The sequence below is a fragment of the Candidatus Harpocratesius sp. genome, from assembly GCF_054039255.1.
The window spans coordinates 15241-37632 of record NZ_JBPLBG010000015.1; the positions used below are offsets into that span (position 1 = coordinate 15241).

18 protein-coding genes are annotated in these 22392 nt (G+C 30.4%); 13 read left to right on the top strand and 5 right to left on the bottom strand.

Annotated features, from left to right (window positions below; all coding sequences use genetic code 11):
- Positions 1-36: 36 nt before the first annotated feature.
- The 5 genes from ACXLDF_RS03340 (at position 37) to ACXLDF_RS03360 (ending at position 5569) form a co-directional block, all read left to right on the top strand.
- Positions 37-2616 (top strand): M1 family aminopeptidase, encoded by a 2580-nt coding sequence (locus ACXLDF_RS03340; protein ID WP_457557077.1) that lies wholly within the window; start codon positions 37-39, stop codon positions 2614-2616.
- A 323-nt stretch (positions 2617-2939) separates the two neighbouring features.
- The gene (locus ACXLDF_RS03345) at positions 2940-3278 is read left to right on the top strand and encodes a hypothetical protein (RefSeq protein ID WP_457557078.1); all 339 of its coding nucleotides are present in this window, start codon (positions 2940-2942) and stop codon (positions 3276-3278) included.
- A 37-nt stretch (positions 3279-3315) separates the two neighbouring features.
- Complete coding sequence (locus ACXLDF_RS03350) at positions 3316-4416, top strand: WD40 repeat domain-containing protein (protein ID WP_457557079.1); 1101 nt, start codon at positions 3316-3318, stop codon at positions 4414-4416.
- 111 nt (positions 4417-4527) lie between these two features.
- On the top strand, positions 4528-4800 hold the full coding sequence (locus ACXLDF_RS03355; RefSeq protein ID WP_457557080.1) for a hypothetical protein: 273 nt from the start codon (positions 4528-4530) through the stop codon (positions 4798-4800).
- A 205-nt stretch (positions 4801-5005) separates the two neighbouring features.
- Positions 5006-5569 (top strand): hypothetical protein, encoded by a 564-nt coding sequence (locus ACXLDF_RS03360; protein WP_457557081.1) that lies wholly within the window; start codon positions 5006-5008, stop codon positions 5567-5569.
- Between the two features lie 88 nt (positions 5570-5657).
- Here ACXLDF_RS03360 and ACXLDF_RS03365 read toward each other — a convergent pair whose 3' ends face one another.
- Both ACXLDF_RS03365 and ACXLDF_RS03370 read right to left on the bottom strand, forming a co-directional pair.
- On the bottom strand, positions 5658-6569 hold the full coding sequence (locus ACXLDF_RS03365) for an ABC transporter ATP-binding protein (RefSeq protein WP_457557082.1): 912 nt from the start codon (positions 6567-6569) through the stop codon (positions 5658-5660).
- A gap of 56 nt (positions 6570-6625) precedes the next feature.
- Positions 6626-9628: an FtsX-like permease family protein gene (locus ACXLDF_RS03370; RefSeq protein WP_457557083.1), complete on the bottom strand. Its 3003-nt coding sequence runs from the start codon at positions 9626-9628 to the stop codon at positions 6626-6628.
- A gap of 316 nt (positions 9629-9944) precedes the next feature.
- Here ACXLDF_RS03370 and ACXLDF_RS03375 point away from each other — a divergent pair, with 316 nt between their 5' ends.
- The 4 genes from ACXLDF_RS03375 to ACXLDF_RS03390 all read left to right on the top strand — a co-directional run bounded on the left by ACXLDF_RS03375 (position 9945) and on the right by ACXLDF_RS03390 (position 14372).
- Positions 9945-10517 carry an LOG family protein gene (locus tag ACXLDF_RS03375; protein ID WP_457557084.1) on the top strand — a complete coding sequence of 191 codons (573 nt, stop codon included), beginning with the start codon at positions 9945-9947 and terminating at the stop codon, positions 10515-10517.
- 201 nt (positions 10518-10718) lie between these two features.
- Positions 10719-11549 (top strand): NfeD family protein, encoded by an 831-nt coding sequence (locus ACXLDF_RS03380; protein WP_457557085.1) that lies wholly within the window; start codon positions 10719-10721, stop codon positions 11547-11549.
- A gap of 131 nt (positions 11550-11680) precedes the next feature.
- Positions 11681-12853, top strand: coding sequence for an SPFH domain-containing protein (locus tag ACXLDF_RS03385; protein ID WP_457557086.1), 1173 nt, complete (start codon positions 11681-11683; stop codon positions 12851-12853).
- A 274-nt stretch (positions 12854-13127) separates the two neighbouring features.
- Positions 13128-14372: an MFS transporter gene (locus ACXLDF_RS03390; protein ID WP_457557141.1), complete on the top strand. Its 1245-nt coding sequence runs from the start codon at positions 13128-13130 to the stop codon at positions 14370-14372.
- Between the two features lie 13 nt (positions 14373-14385).
- Here the strand turns inward: ACXLDF_RS03390 and ACXLDF_RS03395 are convergent, their stop codons facing one another.
- Both ACXLDF_RS03395 and ACXLDF_RS03400 read right to left on the bottom strand, forming a co-directional pair.
- Positions 14386-15249 (bottom strand): glycerophosphodiester phosphodiesterase family protein, encoded by an 864-nt coding sequence (locus ACXLDF_RS03395; RefSeq protein WP_457557087.1) that lies wholly within the window; start codon positions 15247-15249, stop codon positions 14386-14388.
- A 174-nt stretch (positions 15250-15423) separates the two neighbouring features.
- A complete protein-coding gene (locus ACXLDF_RS03400; RefSeq protein WP_457557088.1) occupies positions 15424-16239 on the bottom strand; it encodes a hypothetical protein in 816 nt (271 codons plus the stop codon).
- A 555-nt stretch (positions 16240-16794) separates the two neighbouring features.
- On the opposite strand from ACXLDF_RS03400, the gene ACXLDF_RS03405 reads away from it, so the two are divergent.
- Together ACXLDF_RS03405 and ACXLDF_RS03410 are read left to right on the top strand one after the other, a co-directional pair.
- The gene (locus tag ACXLDF_RS03405; RefSeq protein WP_457557089.1) at positions 16795-18264 is read left to right on the top strand and encodes an ArsR/SmtB family transcription factor; all 1470 of its coding nucleotides are present in this window, start codon (positions 16795-16797) and stop codon (positions 18262-18264) included.
- Between the two features lie 126 nt (positions 18265-18390).
- Complete coding sequence (locus ACXLDF_RS03410; protein ID WP_457557142.1) at positions 18391-19074, top strand: ArsR family transcriptional regulator; 684 nt, start codon at positions 18391-18393, stop codon at positions 19072-19074.
- Positions 19075-19089: 15 nt separating this feature from the next.
- Here the strand turns inward: ACXLDF_RS03410 and ACXLDF_RS03415 are convergent, their stop codons facing one another.
- Positions 19090-19944 (bottom strand): hypothetical protein, encoded by an 855-nt coding sequence (locus ACXLDF_RS03415; protein ID WP_457557090.1) that lies wholly within the window; start codon positions 19942-19944, stop codon positions 19090-19092.
- A gap of 249 nt (positions 19945-20193) precedes the next feature.
- Here ACXLDF_RS03415 and ACXLDF_RS03420 point away from each other — a divergent pair, with 249 nt between their 5' ends.
- Positions 20194-20793: a GTP-binding protein gene (locus ACXLDF_RS03420; RefSeq protein ID WP_457557091.1), complete on the top strand. Its 600-nt coding sequence runs from the start codon at positions 20194-20196 to the stop codon at positions 20791-20793.
- A 141-nt stretch (positions 20794-20934) separates the two neighbouring features.
- Positions 20935-22377 carry a B12-binding domain-containing radical SAM protein gene (locus tag ACXLDF_RS03425; RefSeq protein ID WP_457557092.1) on the top strand — a complete coding sequence of 481 codons (1443 nt, stop codon included), beginning with the start codon at positions 20935-20937 and terminating at the stop codon, positions 22375-22377.
- Positions 22378-22392: the final 15 nt, after the last annotated feature.

The window sequence follows — 22392 nt, forward strand, 5'->3', positions numbered from 1 at the left end:
TTTATGGAATTTGATCTTATTGTGGCGTGATTTAAAATGCCTATTGATTATTCAAGTGTAAATAGTATAATGCGAAAATATCTAAAGAGGGGAGAATTTGCGCGCCCGGAAACAGAGCGGAAATATGCTCCTTCATTGGAATTTGAACCTACTCACCAAACAATTAATTTGAACTTTGAAATAGCTGAGCAAAAAGCTGAAGGATTTGTAGAAACTCAATTAACAGCAAAAACTTCTTCTGCTAGTATAATTAAGTATGATGCAATCAATCTTTTTATCAAAAATGTTGAAGGACCAGACGAATGGCATTATGATGGAATAGTTTTGACATGCAAATGGAAAAACCCTCTTTCCAAAGGTGATACAACTTCAACCAAAGTATTTTATTCAGTAGATCATCCGATCTCAGGCTTATATTTCAGTAATCCAGATGAATTTTATCCTGATCGTCCTCGCTATGCTGTTACTGACGTTGAATCTATACGAGCGCGCTATTGGTTGCCATGTGTTGATCATTTAAGTGTTCGATGCACACTTGATTTTTTCCTTACCAGTGATAAAGAACATACTATTTTAGCAAATGGAAAGTGTGTTTCTGAAGAGGCTCTTCCAAATGGAAAGAAAATGGTGCATTGGTCTTTGGATTTTCCTTGTCCTAGTTATTTAATCACTTTAGCTGTGGGCGAATTTATTGAATATAAAGATAGAGATGCTGATACCGGAAAAGGGCATATTCCAGTGGCATATTATACCACAAAGAATTATACTGTTGAAAATTTGGGGAAAAGCTTTTCGGGCACACCTGATTTCATTGAATGGATGGTTAAAAAGTTTAGTTGTCCTTTAGAATGGCCTAAATATTATCAAATTGCAACTGCTCTTCATGGTGGTGCCATGGAAAATATTTCTTTGGTAACTTGGGGTGATTTTGCCATTATGGATGAACGAGAAAGAGCCGAATTTAAATGGCTGGTCGATTGGATTAATGTTCATGAACTTTCCCATTCTTGGTTTGGTGATATGATCGTTTGCAATGATTTCGCTCATGCGTGGTTGAAAGAAAGTTGGGCAACATATGTAGAGAAATTGTATTATGAAGATTCTCAAGGAATTGATGCTTATCTCTATGGAATGTATGAAGATCGCTGCGATTATATGAAGGAAAGTGATGAACGTTATGCTCGGCCTATAGTAACCAAAGAATATGAAAGTTCTTGGGATATGTACGATAAACATCTTTATCCTGGTGGTTCTTTTCGACTTCATATGTTAAGAAATATAATTGGAGATTCGGCTTTTTTTGAAGCAGTAAGTGATTATTTGAATACATTCAAAGGGAAAACCGTTGAAACTATAGATTTTCAACGCAAATTAGAGTTTCATTCTGGTATGAATTTACAACCATTTTTCGATCAATGGCTATTTTCTCGCGGATATCCTCAATTAAAAGCAGATTTTTCATATGAAGATAAATCTCAATTAGTAAAAATCAGAATCTCTCAAAATCAAGTGGATGAAAAAGCCAAAATTGGTGTTTTTAAATTTCCATTGGTAATTGAGTGGGAAACTGCAGAGGGTGAGCTTAAACGCCAAACTTTTCAAATTAACGAAAAAGACCAGACTTGTTACTTTAAATGTGAGCATAAACCGCTACGCGTTCAACTAGATCCTGATTTTCATCTTTTATTTAGTTTGGAGTTTAATCCTGGACAAGATCTCCTATTTCAACAATTAATGAAAGGAAATTTAATAGGTAAGATCTTTGCGGCTCAAGAATTGGCAAAAATAGGCAATTATCAAGCAATATTGGCAATATCAGAGCAATATAAAAAAGAAACTTTTTGGGGAATCAAAGTAGAATTCTTGAAATCATTGCTTTCTATAAAGAATTATCATGCAATTGAAAAAGCAGTTGAAATATTAAGTAATGAGAAAGATCCTCAAGCATTATTTCATTCTATCGGGGAATTGGAAGGAAAACGCCATCAAATCGTAGTCAATATGATAAAAAGTTTTATTAATCGTTCTGAATACTATTATCATTCAACAGGAAATGCCCTTAAGGTTCTCGGTAGTCAAAGATCAAAGGAAATGTGGGAATATCTTTCTTCTTTGACTCTTCCAGCAGATTACAATAATATCTTAAAAGGTTATCAGTTTGAAGCAATTGGAAAACTGCGACTTCCTGATTCAGTTGACTATCTAAAAGAAAAAATAAGGTATGGAAAATCTCCAGAGAATATTCGCCGACAAGTTATTAAGGGAATAGTTGATGCTCTCACTTGGGCGAAAAAAGAAATTAAAGAAGAGATTTTAGAAATATTCCAAGTGGAAATTGAAAGAGCATCAGATGAAACATTTTTGATACAAATAGCTTTTGCAATTCAGCAATTAAGGTTACCTCGAAGTAGATCATTATTGATCGCACTAAAATCTCGAATTTCAACTCAATTCCATCCACGTTTGGAGAAATTGATTAAATCCTTAGAAAAATCAGAAAATTCTGCAGAAGCAAGTAAACAACAGACTGAAAAAATCGATAAACTTGAAAAAATGATGGAAAAATTAATATCCCGTGTTGAAATTTTAGAGCAAAAGGTTAATCTTGCAAAATAATTGAAGATTTCCGCTTTATCTTATTTTTTCTTCGATTTTTAAAAATATTTCATAATTTAATTTTAATTCTTTTTCACTGTTATTTTTATAAAAAATTCAATGGAAAAATTAACAAAAATAATATAATATTGATTATATTGAATTTTAATTAAGATAACAAAAATTATCTTATATTATATGTAATATAATTAAAAATATTTTTATCAAAATTTAATATAAATTAAATTATATTAATTTGAAAATGTGTTTGATTAATTTTGATTATAAAAATTTCGCATTAAATTCATTTAGATTCATTCTTTATTTGATAATGAGGGAATCAAATGGAAAATGATTATAAATTAATTATAACTCCAGCAGCATTATCTTATATTCGTGAAGTCGGTTCAAAGCAATTTGATGATGCATTTGTGCTTGTTTTGGCCGACACTCATGCAATTGGTGGAATTGTTGTTCCTGAAATTCATCCTATTGAAATGCTTTATGATAATGATCATTTTAGGGAATTATTCCCACGAGATTATCAAAATTATGGATTTTCCATCTATGTTGATCGAACAATGGAACGAGAAGGTTATCTTCCGCAACATATGTTAATTGATTTCCTTCCTACATATGAAGGGATGAATCTAGTTTTTAAAAATCCTGATTTTGAATCGTGATTTTTTATTTAACTAAATTTAATTTTATTTAAAAAAAATGACACAAATTGCATTCATTGCTGAAGGTTTTGGGCATAATGATAAAATTCGAAGGTTATGCTTCGACAAACAAGGGAAATATTGCTTTTCAGCAAGTTGGGATGGTACAGTTTGTCAATGGCTTATCCCAAGTAGAAAAAATACCGATGAAATCAATTATATAAATCAAAGAATTAAACCGTTTCGAATATATGGAAAGCATGCAGCTGAAGTTTCTGCTATGGCACTGTGGAACGCTCAAGAGATTCTTATTACTGGAGACAAGACAGGTCATATATTTGCTTGGGATTTAAAGACAGGACAATGTCTTATTAATTTAGCTTCTCCACATACACGTATTTCTGCAATATTTATCGATGAATTATCTCGTATTTCATCTTCTTCATCGACGTTATTATCTTCATCATCAACAAAATTATCTATCTCATCTTTTCATTGTGTAAAAAGCCCGCAAATTCAATTATATTCTGGAGGGGCTGAAGGTACAATATATTCTTGGAAACTTTCATTTTCATTTTCAGATTCTTCGCAAATATCAAATACAAAAAAGATTAGTAAATTAATAATTAACAAAATTAAAATATTTAAAGGTCCTAAAAAGGCAATTCATCAAATAGGAGTGGATATTGAACAAAAACTGCTGATCAGTAGCGGCGATGAAGATAAAATTTATGTCTGGAAATTAGATTGCCCTGCGAACCCTATTCACATTTTAGATTTTCCTGAAAAAATCATATTCACTTTTGCAATGAACAAAGCATCAAGTAATCCATATTTATTATGTGGAGGGCAGAAAAAGAAACTTTATCTTATTGATTATTTGAATGGAACGTTAATTGATTCTATTCCCACATCCGCACCAATTTCTTATATCTCCTTTAATCAAAAGATGATGCAATGGCTTATCTGCGATTTTAAAGGACAGTTGTCTCGCTATAAAGTGACAAACGGAGAAAATAGAATTGAAATGATTGAATCTATTTCAATTTTAGAAGAAAATGGAATGGTTTTTGCAAGTATTGATAAAAAATGGAAACTATTAGCATTAAGTTCACCAGATGATTCATCCCATAGTATTCGTTTTTTTTGCTTGTATTAAAGGTTTATTTATAAATTGGCGGAGAAATTTTCTAGTGATCTTTAAATTACTTTTCTCTACTCTTTTAATGAAATGTATTTTGGGCCTACTTTAAGTGGAATTCTTATTTGTATGATTTTTATTATAATTATAGTTTTGATTGTTGTTATACACTTAGTTAAGCAGAATGAAGAAATGGGTGAATGGGCGACCTATCCAAATAGAAATATCTATCCTGATGAACATCATACACCTTATATGGGATTTCCTGCACACGTTACCACTCCACTTAAATCAAAATTTTGTCCTAATTGTGGGGAATTAATCACACATCAGATGAAATTCCGATTAGAACAAGGTTTTAAAACATTTTGTGAGAATTGTGGATATTTAATTCTTCCATAATGAAAATTTTGATCAAACAAAATTTATGAAATTAAAGCATAAATCTTTGAATTATTTCCTATTTTTTACGATTTTTGTCTGTCTCTTGATATTGTATATTTATACTACTATTGGCGCAATAATACTTCTTTTATGGGTTATGTGCTTATTCATTTATATTGACAGTAATCACTTACTTATATTGAATTATTCGAGGAAGTTGTAAATGTTTAAATTGAATTTTGATCCAAAGAAAATTAAAGAAAAATACATTATTAATCCTGAAGATCTGCTTCCAAAACACGTTGAAACAACCGATGGTAAAATATCTCCTTTTGATGCAAATAAGATTGTATATTCACTTATGGAAGAAACAGGTTTAGACAAAGAAAAGGCAATTGAAGTTACAACTAATGTTTTAAGAAAACTGGGGGGGTTGGGTTTGGAATTTATCGCAGCTCCACATCTTAGGGAATTAGTTTGTGGTGAATTAACTGCAGAAGGCTTACATACCTATCGAAATCGTTATACTCGTTTAGGGATTCCTATCTATGATGTTAAAAAAATTTTAACTGAGCAAAGAGGAAAAGCTTTTGCCTCATTATTAGCTGCACAAGTTATTGAACAGTACGTGCATTTAGATCGTTTAAGTGAAGCTGCTGAAGTAGTTATTGAGCAAATATCACATTATACGAAAGAACTGCCTGAGAATGAACGAGCTCTTATCGAAAAAGCAATGGAAAATGCAATGAGATTGTATAACGAAAAGAAAGAAAGACACTTGATATGAAAAAAAAGATTATTGATTTCGTAATTTGAACTTATTCACACTAATAATAATAATTCTTTAAATCATTAATTCAGTGATATTTATTATATTACATTGGATGTAATTTTTTTTCAATTTTTTCGATTTTTTCACGCACATAGTGATCGATTTCTCTTAATTCAAGTAAAGCAACTTCATGGCTTCTATTTGGATCTGAACTTTGCATCGAGAAATCTATGTTTTCTTCTTCTCCAGGTTGTCTTTTGAATGTTTGTAATTCTTCTTTGCTGAATTTGTGTGAAATTGCACCATCTCTGATGTAATATAAGCGATCTGCAATTGCTTTCAACTCAGGATCGTGAGAAACAATGATCATTGTTTTTTCTGGGAATTTTTTAATAACTGAATGCAATAATTCCATAATAATACGTTTTGAAGCTGTATCTAATTCACCTGTCGGCTCATCACACAATATTATATCCGGATTATTAGCTAAAGCAGCTGCAATTGAAACCCTTTGTTGTTCACCACCACTTAATTCATCTGGACGATGGGTTTTCCGCTCACTTAATCCGACGATATCCAACAATGAGTTAACAAATTCTTTACTTGCTTTATTCAAGGTTTTTGATAATTCTAATGGAAGAAGAATATTTTCTTCCGCTGTTAGTTCTGGAATCAAATTCATAAATTGGAAAACAAATCCGATTTTTTTCCTACGATATTGCTCCATCTCTTTGTCTGTATATTGTGCAATATCTACACCATTTACAAAAATTCTTCCAGATGTTAAACGATCTAATCCTCCAATTACATTTAAGAGAGTGGTTTTTCCACAACCACTTGGTCCCATAATAACAGTTATTTCTCCCGCTTTAAATTCACAGGTAAGTCCACGAAGTGCTACAACTTCAATTTTTCCTCGTTTGTATATTTTTATTGCATCATCAATTTGAATTAAACCTGATTGCTGGGCAGGAACATAAGTCATATTTTTGTTTTGTGTTTGATTATCACTCATTATTTTCACTTAATTTTTCTCCATTTTAATATTAGATGCTATATAAAAAAAGGTAATTATGCTGAAATTCTAAGAAGATCTCCTATCTTTGAAACATCTGATTTTCTAGTTTCAATTGCAACAGCAATTGCAATACTCACTATAAAGGCAAATATAGATGCAGCAAGTTGAAGAAGAAGCTTGCCCCATTCTATATAGATTTCTCGTTGTAAGGCTCCTGATATTCCCAGTCCAGTTAAATTATTTAATTGTATAATAATAGAAGCTCCTCCAAGAATCCCGGTAAATGTGAAAATGGTTCCTAATAAAATTAGAGTAAGCCCTTCTGCAATTTGGATCTTGTATATTACTTTCTTTTCTACTCCTCTTGCTCGTAATAAACCCATATCATGGGATTTCTCGTTAATTGATATGTACATAATTATTGCAATTCCGAAAGTCACAATTGTGAGAAGATACAAGCTTTCTAAATTAAGAAATCGGAGTAATGAGCCAGTAACATCAGTAACTCCTTCATTCCAAGTTTGATATTTTTCAACATATCCATTTGAATCCCATTCTTTGATTAATGTAATTAATTTATCAATATCAATTTCTTCAAGGGATGTTCCAGCACTAGGATAGAATGTGACAGTTATATATTTAATTACACCATCTTGAATTGTCTGATTTGCGATAATTATATCTGGATTCCAAGAATATTCATCTGTTAAAGGAAACGCAGAATAACTTCCCAAAATCTTAATATCTATTTCAAATGGTTCAGAAATGGACTCATTTGCAGAATTATACAGAATAGTAAGATTTTCACCTACTTTATACCCTTGTTCGACCATAGTATCAGGAATTAAGCAGTAATTTCCTTGGGATAATTTTGAAATAACTTCAACTCCATATTCTGAATTGATCCATTTAGAATAAATATTGATATCTTTTGTATAATTTTCTGCAGATATTAAAGAAACTTTGGGGGTTTCCATATACCCATAATCATCATAGATTCCATTATAATCTTCACTATATGTTTTTAAACGACCATTATATAGAGTTCCAAGCCAATTTAATCCCCTTACATTGACATCTGAAAAATTAGACTGAAGATAATTCACTAGATTGTCAATACCATCAGTTCCTAATCGAGGTGAATAAAGATCAACACGAACTCCATCTCCAGATAAAATAGTATTTCTTTGGTTTTGGTAATTCATTTCAGAGCCTTCTACTGTAGCAGATAAAACTAAAAAGCTTAGTGCCATTGCTACGATGAATACCAAACGAAATGAACGTGCTTGGTTATTTACTATACTTTTTGAAGTAAATACTGATATATTTTTTGAAAATAATTTGCTAATTTGACTTACTATTTTTTGAAAAAGTGAAATATTCCTACATAAAAGTTTCACTAGTGCATATGTAAGTATAAAAGGTGCAAAAGGTAGAATCGAAGTTGAAATGGATATCAAAGGAAATAATAACATAAGTAATCCGAAATTTGCTTGATCCATTAATAAATCTCCAATAATTGAAATCAGTATTGGAAAACCTCCAACAATTAACAATATCCAATCCATTTTCTTTTTGGGGATTGCATTATAACTTATTTCATGGTATTTTGCTAATCCTTCAATAGGTTCCATTTTAGTGAATTCTTTTAATGGTTTTCTAACAGCCAAGATAGATATTATAATACCACCAATTATCCCAATTAACCAGGTTGAGAGTTTCATATATTCACCAGAAAATATTTGGCCAATAATTGAAATAGTTGTCTGATCTTGAAGTGCTTGAGGATAAATTCTACTCAAAACTAAGGTTGATGTAAGGTTTCCCCCCAATATGCCAATAATCCCTCCTATTCCGCCAATAATCAAAGCTTCTAAGAAAAACATTGATTTTAATTGTTGTGTAATTCCTCCTTTAACTTTTAATAGGGCGATTTCTCTTCGACGCTGTTGATAACTTAACAACCAGTTTGTTTTACAGAGATACCATCCTAGTATTAGTACGGGAAGCGAGATAAACAGAAATAATGTCTGATATAGTATCATCTGAAGTTGAACTTGTCTTACGACCCAATAAAGCGAAGTTGAAATTGAATAGAATTTTCCTTCACCAATTCGTGAAATCCTGGTTGATATATATTCCAACCTATCTGCTATTTCACTTGGTTGGTTATTTAGCATTTCACTATGATCTAATAGCACTGCATATTTAATTGTAAATTCGGTACCTCCATTTTCCCATAAATTACTATCAGAATAATCGGGATTTCCTTTTACAATATACATCATTAATTCCATTTCATCTATCAAATTCTGGATATATGAAATATTTCCTAAAATCAACCTACTCCCATCTTGAAAGTAATAATCAGAAGTTCCAACTATTTGTAGAATATTTTGCATATCTGATATATCAAATGTCCCTAAAACTGGAATATCTGTTGAATTAATTAAGTAATTTACTTGTTCGTAATTTCCACCTATATTCACATAATCTTGAAAAACAACTCGAATTGTAAGGTTATCTCCTGGATTAAGTTGCATGTATTGTGCAAAACCTGAATCTATATATACTCCATCTTGCGATAAATTTAAGGGTGTATTAAATTGAATCAAATCACCAAAACGTGATTGAACTTGTGGATCTTCAAAAATATTTTCGTATAAGCCGCAAAAGATTGAAAAATTAAATCGACGCCATAAACTGTAATCATTATTAGAAAGATAAGCGGACCAATTTATTGAAGTAGAATCCGGAATATATATTGATTGATAATTAGTGGCAGAACCAACAACATAAGAAGTAATATATTCATCCATTTCTAAAGATAACTGGTCTAGTTTTTCTAAATTTGCTTTGATATTATCATCTCCACTTTTCAAAGTAAAATCTACTTTTACTTCATCTAGTTGTTCTTTTATCATATGAAGTGCCATACGATTGCTGGCAATATTAACTCCTGAAACCAACATAATGCTTACAATAATCCCAATCATTATAAGAAGTGAGCGAGTTTTATTGCGCCATAAAGAACGTCGTAAATAATTTCGTATCATATTTTAAATTCTCCGAGTATTAAAATTCAATTTTTTTCATTTTAATTTTTATTTTCTTAATTTTTTCTCAATTTCTCTTCATTGTAATATTCATAAAAGCAACTAATTTTTGAAATTTTCCCTTGATTTTCTTTAAATAATATATTGAGAAAAAATTGTCACCATTTTCTTGATAATTTTGATAAATTCAATAAAATGAAAAATCATTCCATTTTTTAAAAGCCATGTGCGAATAAGTTTTAGAACACTTAATATATTTTAATTTCATAGATTTTTCAATGCAGAAAATCAAAAATAATATTGAATTAATCAAAATATGCATAAATCAATAGCCGTATTTTGCTCTTCAAGTAATTTTATTGAACCTAAATTTTTTAATCTGGCCCAGGAAATTGGATTATTATTTGTTGAAAACAATTATCATTTAATTTATGGAGGATCGGCTCTTGGACTAATGGGAAAATTAGCTGAAACAGTCAAAATAAATGGAGGTGTTGTGATTGGTATTATTCCTGAAAAAATATCGACTAAAGTGCCGCATATAGATAACTACGATGAATTAATTATAACCAATAGCATGAGAGAACGGAAAGCTGAAATTGAAAAGCGCGCTAATGCATTCATCGCTTTACCAGGAGGTTTTGGAACCTTGGAAGAATTAGTTGAGATAATAACCTTGAAACAATTAAAGTATCACAATAAACCAATGGTGATTGTTAATGCATTTGGATTTTTTAACTATCTTTTGAAACATTTTGAATATCTTTTTACTAATTCATTCGCGAATCAAGAGTTCAAGCAACTTTATCATGTTGTTGAATCACCTAAAGCTGCAATTACATATTTAAAGCAGTTTTCTTCATGTAATATTCATAAATTTAAGAAATAGTGAATATAAACCAATAGATAAATTATTTTTTAGATTTAATATTGCCATATGAATCATATGAAATTTTTAATATCATATGATGCCAATTGAAAGTAATGGGATTTTTATTTGTACTAAGTGAAAGTACTATTAAATTATAGCTAGTATTTCTGAGATTCTTATATTTTGGAAAATAAATTTTGGAGGATGATATCTGTATCGATGGTATGGCATGAAATTTTATTTTCAATCTGCGTGGGTTCCCTTATAGCGGGAATTTTATTAGTAAGTTTGCTTCTTTTTTTATCTGCAACCTCGCTCTCCACAAGTAGTCATATTGGAGATTCTAGTGCTGATTCTGATGCAGATGTTGCATCTAGTGGTAATTTTGAGGGGGATCATTCACTTTTAAGCGATCATGATATTAGTTCTGATCATGATATTAGTTCTGACCATGAAATTAGTTCTGACCATGAATTCAGTTCTGACCATGAAATTAGTTCTGACCATGAAATTAGTTCTGACTATGAAATTAGTTCTGAACATGATTTTAGTTCTGATCATGATTTTGCTTTTTCTTTCACAAGTGAAAGTCAACTTCCTGAATTTGTAAAAACCAAAGGTAAAACGCCATTATCTCTAAAATTTTCGCTTTTCTTACTTTGGTTTGGTGCTAGTGGAACATTCTTGTATGATTATATAAGATTAAAAGAATTTTGGATTATTTTGACTGTTATTTTATCTTTTGCTATATCAATTATAATCACCAAATTTTGGAGTAAAATTGCTCAAAATACAATGTATCGAGTTAGATTAGGTAATGAATTAATTGGAAGACAAGCTACTGTCAAAATCGCGGTTTCAGATGAAGGTGGTGTCATATCTGTAAATACTTATGATGCTGTTCAAACATTGGCTGCAAGATCGCTTCATCCTTTGTCTTATTTTTATCCAGGCGATCAAGTATATATTTGCATGGCAAAAGATGGGCTGTATTTAGTAGACGATAATCCTGAAAGTCCAAAAATTCAAAATAGAAAATTTAAGAATTAAATCTTTATGAAAGAAATAAAGAAATCAAGAAATCAAGATTGAAAATTAACCAATTATATTTTTTTTTAATTATTCTATTCAGAAATAATCAAATAAAAAAAAAGTGAAATAATATAAAGGATGTATAAAAAATGGCAGAATTTAAATTAGGTCCGGTGGGTATTGTTCTTTTAGTCGTACTAACTTTGGTATTTATCGCAGTTTTTTTTGCTTCGAGATATCGAAAATTTAAAACAAATGTTTATGTAATTCACCTGCGAAATGGAAAAGTGCATTCCGCAGGCCGTGGCGGAAAGGTAATTAAATTACCTTTAGTTGACGAAATCGTTGTAATTCCCACAACTACGCGAAAAACCTTGTTAAATTCAAGTGAGAAAATTCTATCACGAGAATTTCAAGATGTAAAAATATCTGCAATTTTATATTGGAGAGTTTCAAATCCTCAAACTGCATTTAATGCGGTTCAGTGGGATCCTCGTTCACCTGACTACGTTGAACATATATTAAGCACAGCAACTGAAGCGATCATTCGAACTACATGTGCAGGATTGGAGATTGAGAAAATAATCTGTGAAAGAACAGAGATTATTAAACTGATCACTGATCAATTATTAAATCTAACTCGTGATTGGGGAATTGTCATAGAGAGTCTTGAAATAACTGAAGTTCAAGTATTAGATTCACAGTTAAAAGATAATATGGAAGCTATTAAGAAAATCGAAGAAAAACGCAAAGCAAAATTATCTGAAGCTAATGCTGCTGAGAAATATCGTTTACGGGAAATCGAAGTGGCGCGTTTGGCTGGCGTTGCTGATAAAAATGCTCAAATTCAAATTCAACAAGAAGAAATGAAGCGAATGGAGATTGAGGCAGAAGCTTATAGAAAAGCTACAGTTCTGCGCGCTAGAGCCGATGCTGAAGCAATTCGGATGAAAAAACTTGCAGAATACCAAGCTGAAGCAGAAGGTGTGCGACAAAAAATGATGGCTGAAGCTGAAGGTTTAGAAAAACAAGTTGCAGCCATATCCAAAGCAGATCCGAATTTTATTACTTTAAAATTGCTGGAGCGATTGCCTGAAATATATTCGAAGTTAGCTCCTGAAAAGATGATTGTTTTGGGGGAAGGAAACCAAAGCTTTAATTCGTTAATTTCAAGTATTGTTCCAATGATGGAATTGCTTCCTGATTTTCGTAGATATATGAAAAATAAAGAATCCTTAACATCTGAACTTGCAAGCACTGTATCAAAAAAAAAGGATATAAAAAAGGATCATAAGATGGAGAATGTCGTTCGTGCTGCATAGATGATAATAAGATACAATTTAAATATATATTTGAATGATATTCCCAAAGTTGAACAATATTTGAAGTATTTTTTTTTCTTATTAATTTATTAAGTGATGAATGAAAAATTATTTTTGGAATAAAGAAATAATAATATTTATTGGCAATCTCTCTTTTATCCTTCACCATAGATATTAAAGGTGAATTCTTATTTCTTCAGATTTAACTAATCAACATACGACCCCTTCTAATTTCGAAAAATTTTCAACACATTCATCTTTTTTATGGTTAATTATCTTTGTAAATTTTTTGCGAGTATTGGGAAATTCATCTATTTCAATGGGCCTTCCAAATTATATTGTATCATTGGATGGTGAATCTGTTGCATACGGTTCAATTTTAGCAATTTATACTCTTACTCAAACCGTTTTTCAAACTCCACTTGCTTTACTATCCGATCATTTTGGCCGAAAGAAGATGGTATTAATTGGAATGGGTATTTTTTTGATAGGAACCATTTTATGCTACAATGCTACTACACTTCAACAGTTGGTTCTTTTCAGAGCCGTACAAGGTATTGGTGCTTATTCATCGATATTATTAACTATGATAACGGATACTTATTCGAAAGAAAATCGTTCACGAGCGATTTCTTATTATATGATTTCCATGACAGGTGGTTATTTGGTTGGTACAATGGTTGGTGGTGTAATTTCAGAGTTTTTAGGAATGTCTGGGGTTTTTTTTCTTTGTGCTATTTTTATCGGCTTAGCAATGATCGTTATTTTAATTTTCCTTCCTGAAACAGCTCCAAAATTTATTTTTATTGAAGAACAAAATATTACAAATGTTGATAAAAACAATGGAAATTTAGGGCTAAAGGACATAGAACTGCTAAGCTACACTGATCACAGTATAGAAGGAAATGAAAACAATAATAAAAGTAGTATTTTGTCTATTTCAAATCAAAAAGAGTGGATATTCATTTGCAAAAAGGAGTATATATTTGGTTTGGGGATGAATGCGATTAGATGCTTTACTATTTCTGGATTAATCGCTTACCAAATTTGGCTTTTTACTCAAGAATTCAAATTATCAGAGTTTACTTCAGCAATCGTATTATTACCTCTTACTTTAGTTTATATTGGAGGTATTTTTTCTGCTCCAACCTTTTCTAAGAGATTTGGGTTATTGCGTTTTATTAATATTGCTTCAGTTTCTTTTGTAATAACAGGTTTGATTTTAATTATAGTTAATCAATTATGGCTTTTTATTATTCTATCCATGCTTGGAGCCTTTAGTTTAGGTATGTTGGATCCAGAAATCACAACTTTTACGCAATCATATCTTCCAATTCATGGACGTGGCTTGGGTAATGGAATTTATAACACATTCGGATTTTTTTTCACCGCATTTGGACAATTTGCACTTCCTGCAATAAATAGCATTCTGGGATATTCTGGTGTATATGGTGTGTTAGTTGCAGTATGGATGATCATATCATTTATTACATATATAATACATAAAAAATATATTTGATTACTGTAAAAATTCACGATTTTATCATTTTTAATAATCTTTGTGGATGATCTGTGAATATACCATCTACATTCCAATTTAAGAGTCTGCGCATATCTTTTTCGTTGTTTATTGTCCAAATATGCAAAGCAATTCCTAGAGAATGGGCAAATTCAATAAAAGCAGGTGTTACTAAATGAATAATCGAATAACTTTCTGGAATTTGAAGTGCCACATAGGGTAATTTATATCCAAAAATTCTAAGTTGATTTTGTTCCCATTCATTAGCAACATCAATTTCTTCATGATTTTGATAATATCTTTCAGTTTTGTTATTTCTTTCATCGTTGTTGTTATTCTGTTTTTTTGATTTTCTTGCTTTCAACCAAAATTGAAACACTTCTCTTGGGCCCGCAGAGGTTGAAATTTCAGGTGCAATTTTCCTGAAAGTATTAATCTGTTTTTGATGAAAAGATCCAACCATTACTCGTTCTTCTACGCCCATTTCTTTAAATTGTTTTGCCAATAATATTGGAGCTGCAGAATTTTGGTCTTTAATATCAATATTAAATCGTATTTTGGGAAAAATCGGAATTATTTCTTCAATTGCGTATATTTTGTATCCTTTTCCCCGATAAGGATATGTTATGTTTCCATTTTCAATTTGTGTGAAATTATATCCTGCATCAAATTGCTTCAATTCTTTTAATGTGTATTTAGAGATTTTTCCATTACCATTTGTAGTGCGATTAAGTTTTTCATCGTGAAAAAAGACGAAATGATTATCTTTTGTCAAATGTATATCAGTTTCAATGCAATCCACCCCACTATTAAATGCGTCTTCAAAAGCTGGAAGGGTATTTTCAGGAATATTTGCACTTACACCTCGATGAGCCATTACAAGCGGTCGGTAATTTTTAATAAAAGAATTTTTTGAAAGTCTCCACATTAAGTGATCAAGATAAACAAATTGGGGTGAAAAAAAATGTTTTGCATTAAATTACGTTTTTCTATTAATCCTTAAACATTTTCATTTTGCAATTTGTAAATTTATAATAGTAAATCACGTTATTTAACCAGGGATCATAGAACTTTCAGATTTTTTAAATTGTTTTGCTGTGGAGATTTGATCGATTAAAGGGATAAAGAAATTTTCATCGATCTCATTAATTTTAGAAAGATGGTGTTTTGGCTTGGTTGTTTGAATTATTTCTGAAGGTTTTAATATGTTTCCTTTAAAAATTTGAGTAATCTCTTTCTTATAATCATTCTTTATATTACCTGTATTAGGTTCTTTATAATGTGGAATCTTATTTGAGAAATATTGTGCATTACTTTTAGTGGCATTTGGGGGAGAATTTAAAGACAATTTATTGGATGTATTATTTCTTGGAATTGGAGGTGGTGGGTGTGATGAATGTGGTGAATGTGGTGGAGATGTTGAAAAGGTGGAATATAGAGGGTAATATAGTTGTTGTCCAAGACATTGTTGATGGTATTGTGATTGTGTATGATATATGATTTGTGTCGATGAGGGGCTCGGCCCTTGGAGAATTAAAGGAGAAGTTTCTTGATTTTTTTTGAGGCTTTGTTTCAGCATCAATTTCAAATATTGATTTTCCTCTTCAATTGTTGTAATTAACTTTCGTTCAACTTGATCCTTCTTCTTTTTCATGTGATCATAACTCTTTTTAGTTGCAAGTAGTGAATTCAATACATAATTAAAGGTTATGAAAGAGTGTGTAGAATGTGCCAAATTTTTACGCATTTTTTGTAATTCTTGATAAATTTCATCAGAAACTCTTATAGAATGATTAACCTTTTGTGATTTACGTTTTTTTTCTTTGGTAGGTGAAGAGTTGAAGAGTGTTTTTTGAATCAAAGTCACAATTGGAATAAAATTATACGAATTAATAATTACCTGGACCTTGATTATTTTTTTGATCTTGAAATTATATTACTGCAAATCTAGATATTTTGGTTAATTTGTTTAAATAATCTAATTTACCTTTATACAACAAAAAATGGAATGAAATCTGGAGTATTAACTTCTTAATCTAAAGAAATTTGATTATTTTCAAGAAATCCCTTCAAATGTGTATTTTGCAATGATAGTATTAAGACTAAAAGATGGATAATCATTTATTATCGATTTTTTTTAAATATTGAATGATATCAAGAAAAATCATCGAGAAATTTTATGAAAAAACCTCTAAATTTTATGTTATCTTAATTATTTCTCAAAATTTTATTATTGCATAAATTGCAATATTAAAAAAGTTTTTATAGTCATAGTGTTTTAATTAATCTAATTATTATTTCCAAATCAGAAGGTTTTTTTTGTCTTGTAAAAATCGCCATCAGAGGTTTGGCTGATTTCGACGCATCAAAGTTGCTTATCTCAAAATAATTTAGGATCAAAAATACGAAATGGGGTAAATATATGGTTGAACAACTTGTACAAACACCACTTTCAACCCTGCTATACAGGGAAAAGTTAGATAAAATAACTTCAGTGTTGAAATCATTAGCCAATGAAAAGCGTATTGATATTTTAATATTACTTGATTCTCAATCTCCTTTAGATTTTCAAATTATAAAGGATCAATTACAAATTTCAAAAACTGCCTTAGCTAATCATTTGAATATTTTAGAAAAAGAACATTTAATCACACGGATTTCAAGAGGAATTTACGCAATTACCAAAAAAGGATCTACTTTCTTAAGTGTAAATGCATCATTGGTAATGGATATTGAGAAAAACTTGATGCATTACCTTCAATCTAACGTTACAATTCAGAAAAATAGTGATAATAATTCTTTATCTTCTGAACTTAGTGTAATCATTGATAAACCTCCAGCATTTATACCAAGTTATAATTCTCTTTCCAGTGGAATAGCAATACTTCAACAACTAGAGCAAATTGAATTTCCAAAACATTGGATTTCGGCTATAATGGGCATCTGTTTTTTAAATTGCTTGTCTATCGAGAAATATGAAGTAATTTATCAATATCAAAACATTACTAAATTGGATTTACTTAAAAATTTGGAGCAATTTGGAGTATATTTTGTATCGTATTATGAAGAAAGGTATTATCCCACTCCTTTGGATATGATTTCTTTGGAAGATTTCAATCGAGCGAAAAATATCTTCACTTTAGTCAAAAAAGAATTAAAAAAAACAAAGTTACCCATTTTAATTTTTGGGCTTGATCATCCTGGATATTCGTTGATCGTAGGTATTAAAGACGATAACTATATTGTTGATGTACTTAAATCAAATCAACCAATAAAACGAAAAATTATCCGATTTGATAATTTTATTCAATCTCCCTTTTTGAATATTGTAATTGTCCGAAAATATAGTGATGATAAACCAGAATGCTATATTGAAAATACAAAATGTAACCTGAGAAATAAAAAAAATAATGAAGGATTAAAAGTAAATAATTTTGAACTATATCAAAATATTTTAAGAACAGCAGTTGATCTAGCATCAGGTAATTTTCAATCAAATGAAGATGAATATACAGGAGAAAATGTATATGAAGCTTGGAAAATTTTAATCAAAGAAGTTTTAATTTATGAACATAAATCATGCATTGAAAAATGTAAGCATTTGCTAAATTTATGCAATTTTTTCATAGAAATGAAAGGAGATGCATCTCGATTTTTAATTGATCTGGCTGAAAAAAACAAACGATCTTCAAGAGAATTTTTGATACGTTCTGCAGCAAATTTATTTTTAAAAATTACAGAAAACATGCAAGTTATACAAAATTATCTTAAAAAAATATTAAATAAATCAAAACCAGACTCATCTTGTGCTTTTGAAGAAATTTTAGATGAAAACACTGTGCTTGAACATAAAGCAATAAAATTCCTTAAAGATTGTACATATCTTTGGTAATGAATAATGAAGAGATCAAGAATTTAGAAATAATGTTTTTTTTCTAATTTTCTTCTCAAAGAAGATGATACTGCTATAAAAAGCGAAGGATTTTTTTTCACAATACACTAAGTCAGTTTTGAGGTGATGAAGCTGGGTGAAAAATCAATAAAAATTGAAAATGATTCATTGAATGAAATTTCAATTTCTAAACACAACGTTGATGCTTCTTCATCACGATTATCTCATTCTTCACCACCTGCTTCACCAATTCTTTCTGATACTCAAATTATAAAAGACCCCATTCTAATGAATTTAATTAGTAGTGATGATGTTCGAAAAATCCGATTATTACTTATAACAGGAGAAAAAAATTTTGATGAACTTCGAAAATCGTCTGGAATTAAAGAAGAAACACTGAAATCATTATTATTTACATTGATCTCAAAAGGTATAATCAAATTTCATGAAAAAAAAATATTAAACACCTCATCAAGTGATATTTTTTATTCTATTACTGCAAAACATTTTTTCTATCAGCAAAAAGAAGAAATAATTTTTAATGATTTAGAAATAGTTGGGCAACTAAATCATAAAAAAAAAAATAATTTGCTTAACCTAATTCGATTAGAACCTAAAACTATTATGGAATTAAGTCGAAAAACTGAATTAAATCCTGGAACTGTAAAGCGTCACCTTTCTGATTTAATAGAAGCACAATTAGTTACGATCGCGAAAGAAGAATTTAATAATCGCCGTATTTTGCTAAAATACTATATTACAGTTGCTAAAAAAATGGTTTTCCATTATGAATGGCCAAAAATAGATTAGGATATTGCAGAATGCTTATGTAAGAAAAATACGTAAAATTAGAGAGTTTAAGTCCAAAGAATCTAGCAATTCATACTGGTGTACGATATATGGATAAAGGGTTTTAGAGTACGCTAATAAACGATTGGCTTCTGGAATTTTCTGTTTTATTGTATTATGAAGTTGTATTGTAATCATAACTAAAATCCTTCTCAATAAATCCTCTTCTAAATTAAGTGGGTTCAAATTTACAACGTTCCACCCCAATTCCCCGTAGGCAATACTTTTTAATTCTGGGTAGTCTTGGGTTTCAGGCATTTGTTGAAAATCTTCAAGTAAATTTTTAATTTCTTTATGAATTTTTGGAACATTATCTGGGTCAATATAAGCAAAATATTCAATTAGAATATTAGTTAGGCGATTATATATCTGTTGAAAAATCCCAATCATATCAAACATCCGCGCCATTCCTCCTGAAATTATTTTTTCTGCCTGTGCCCATTGATCATGAAGTTCATCTATTACTTCTCCAAAATCAGCAAAACGTTCTTGATCAATTAAAGTTTCTTCCAATTCATAGGGAGTAAGATTATATTTTTCTAAAAACATTTGATAAATAACTTCAAGTCTGGAACGCATAATTTCAGGATTTTTATCTTTTGACCCTGCTGCTATAAGAAGTAAATCAGTATCAGGATGATTTGAATAAACCCAACTTAATCCTGCCATTAAGATCGATGAAATACCATGAGATTGAAGTTCAACTTCAGAAAATGAATTTAGTGCAGTTAATAAACCTGATACAAGATCTGGATCTAAACGTAATTCTGAATAACTTCGATAGAATAATGTAGTTGAATTGAATTTATTGATTATCCAAATGAAGTTCAATATTTTACACCAATGGTATCACATTAATAATGTACTACATTGATTTTTGAGTTAAAGAATTTATTGTTGAGGAGGTTCAAAAAAAATTTTGTACAATTTTATTGCATTGCAAAGGCGGGTGGCAAATGCATTAAAAAATTTCACTGAATTGTATAACCCTTTGAAAAAATTCGATCATTGGTTGGAAAGTTTCCATTTCACAAAGTAAAAATAGTTTTAACCGTTAAAGTTCTATGGGTAACTATCATCATGACACAAAAAAAAAAAAATCCACATCTGATCTATAAAATAATACTCGCTGGGGATGGAAATTGTGGGAAAACTACACTTCTTCGTTCAAAGTTAGCTAAACACTTTGTACCAGTAGAAAAAATTACTATAGGCATTGATTTCGATTGTTATAAAATTATTAATTACCAAGAAGAAGATGTTGATTTGCTGGCTTATGACCTCGGAGGACAGATACATTTTCAATTCATACATTCTGCTTTTATTTCAGGCGCTAAAGCCGCAATTGTGTTCTATGATTTGACTCGAGTATCAACGGTTGAAAATCTTCCCCATTGGATAAATTTGGTACAAATTGAATATCCATCTATTCCAATCGTTCTTGCAGGATCGAAACGAGATTTAGTAGATCGAGAAACTATGGATGAGTTTAATCAAAAAATCCAAGAGATTATTCAACAATTGTCTCCACATACGAATATTGTCGATCATGTAATGTATTCTGCATATTCATTGGGTGAATGTAATCAAGTATTTGCAGAAATTCAGAACTTGGCAGTATCATGGAAAAATCAAATGATGGCACATAAATCGAATGCAATAAATACACAACAAACTTAGTGTGAATAAGGTTGCTTTTTTTTATTGAATAGTTTAAAACCTCAGTGCGAATAAGTTTAATTGTCTTTTTTTTTTATACTTCTCTCTTTTATCTAATTTTGAGAAATAATCAAAAATACCAAATAGTATCGAATTCTCTTTATGTTGAATAACGTGATCGATGTTTGTTTATTTAATTGGAAAACAGAATTGGAGAACCAAGAAAAAATAACTACTTTTAATGAAACTGCCCAGTTTAGAAATGGAATATTGGATAAGGTAGATCTTTTTTTACGTGAACCTCCAACTGGCTTATTACTTCTGGCTTCAATACTTGAAAATTATGGTTATTCAGTTGAAATTATAGATGCTACTTTACTTGAAGATCCTTATCTATTTATAAAAGAAAATGCAAAAAAATTCCGATTAATTGGCTTGACTGCTTTAACTAATACATTTCCAGAAATTGAAGAAGTTATCCGCTTGGTTAAGAAAACAAATCCTGAAATCTATATTATCGTTGGGGGGCCTCATGTTTCTTTTGAATATTCTAATGTTTTAAATTCTCTTCCAGAAGTTGATGTTGTGTGTATTGGTGAAGCTGAAAATACATTTCCTTGGTTGATTGATCTTCTATTAAATAGGCCCATGATTGATTTTTTATATGAAAATCAGAGAGATCAGCTAGAACAATATAAAAACACACAGAATCATATTTGTTCATTATTTGCATCTCTTGATAATGTTCCCCCTGGTTTAGCTTATAGGGAATCTAAAACTAATCATACCCATATTATATCTACTGGATTTCCTCCTGCAACTAATCTCGATTTACTTCCACTCCCAGCTCGACATCTAATTTCGCGAATTTACAAAGTAGCAGATATTTTAGTTAACCGGGGTTGTCCAAATCAATGCAGTTTTTGCTCACGTACACGATTATTTCCAAAAATGCGCTTAAGATCACTAAATTCTGTTATAGAAGAAGTTGATTATGTCCTTTCTTGTGGAAATTATCAATTTATTAATTTCTATGATAATATTAATGTAAAAAAGACTTTTTTTGAGCAATTTCTTCAGGAGTTAATTGCTCGTCCTCATATGCTTCCATGGGGTGCTGAACTTCGCTCTGATGTAATTACTTTGGAACAAGCTAAGATGATGAAGCAGGCAAACTGCCGCGTAGTCGCAACAGGGATTGAATCTGCTTCTGATATTGTTCTAAAAACAAATTTTAAGTTTCAAAACCTTAAGGCTGTAGAAAAAGGAATTCGGAATTTAAAGGAAGCCGGAATTGCTATTCAAGCCTATTTTGTTATTGGTTTACCTGGTGATACTCCTAACGAATTTGCTAAGACGTTGGCATTTTTAAAGTCTTTACCATTGCAGAAAGGAGAAGATAAGGTTGATTTTTTTGTGACAACACCGTATCCTGGTTGTGATTTACGTATGAATCCGGATAAATATGGAATAAAAATACTAAAAAAGCCGTTTACAACTTATGACTGCCGTCAAATTTTAATCACCACCCAAACTCTTGATGTTCCCCAAATAGAATTGATGATTAGACAGGCTGAAGAAATAAAACAAAAATTAGGCTTATAAAAAATTAATTAATTA

What these genes read in the sequence shown, in the direction of transcription:
- ACXLDF_RS03345 (WP_457557078.1), top strand. Translation starts at nt 2,940, where the DNA reads ATGGAAAATGATTATAAATTAATTATAACTCCAGCAGCATTATCTTAT.
- ACXLDF_RS03405 (WP_457557089.1), top strand. Translation starts at nt 16,795, where the DNA reads ATGGTTGAACAACTTGTACAAACACCACTTTCAACCCTGCTATACAGG.
- ACXLDF_RS03425 (WP_457557092.1), top strand. Translation starts at nt 20,935, where the DNA reads ATGTTGAATAACGTGATCGATGTTTGTTTATTTAATTGGAAAACAGAA.
- ACXLDF_RS03395 (WP_457557087.1), bottom strand. Translation starts at nt 15,249, where the DNA reads ATGGCTCATCGAGGTGTAAGTGCAAATATTCCTGAAAATACCCTTCCA.
- ACXLDF_RS03420 (WP_457557091.1), top strand. Translation starts at nt 20,194, where the DNA reads ATGACACAAAAAAAAAAAAATCCACATCTGATCTATAAAATAATACTC.
- ACXLDF_RS03355 (WP_457557080.1), top strand. Translation starts at nt 4,528, where the DNA reads ATGATTTTTATTATAATTATAGTTTTGATTGTTGTTATACACTTAGTT.
- ACXLDF_RS03360 (WP_457557081.1), top strand. Translation starts at nt 5,006, where the DNA reads ATGTTTAAATTGAATTTTGATCCAAAGAAAATTAAAGAAAAATACATT.
- ACXLDF_RS03370 (WP_457557083.1), bottom strand. Translation starts at nt 9,628, where the DNA reads ATGATACGAAATTATTTACGACGTTCTTTATGGCGCAATAAAACTCGC.
- ACXLDF_RS03340 (WP_457557077.1), top strand. Translation starts at nt 37, where the DNA reads ATGCCTATTGATTATTCAAGTGTAAATAGTATAATGCGAAAATATCTA.
- ACXLDF_RS03365 (WP_457557082.1), bottom strand. Translation starts at nt 6,569, where the DNA reads ATGAGTGATAATCAAACACAAAACAAAAATATGACTTATGTTCCTGCC.
- ACXLDF_RS03410 (WP_457557142.1), top strand. Translation starts at nt 18,391, where the DNA reads ATGAAGCTGGGTGAAAAATCAATAAAAATTGAAAATGATTCATTGAAT.
- ACXLDF_RS03350 (WP_457557079.1), top strand. Translation starts at nt 3,316, where the DNA reads ATGACACAAATTGCATTCATTGCTGAAGGTTTTGGGCATAATGATAAA.
- ACXLDF_RS03385 (WP_457557086.1), top strand. Translation starts at nt 11,681, where the DNA reads ATGGCAGAATTTAAATTAGGTCCGGTGGGTATTGTTCTTTTAGTCGTA.
- ACXLDF_RS03380 (WP_457557085.1), top strand. Translation starts at nt 10,719, where the DNA reads ATGGTATGGCATGAAATTTTATTTTCAATCTGCGTGGGTTCCCTTATA.
- ACXLDF_RS03375 (WP_457557084.1), top strand. Translation starts at nt 9,945, where the DNA reads ATGCATAAATCAATAGCCGTATTTTGCTCTTCAAGTAATTTTATTGAA.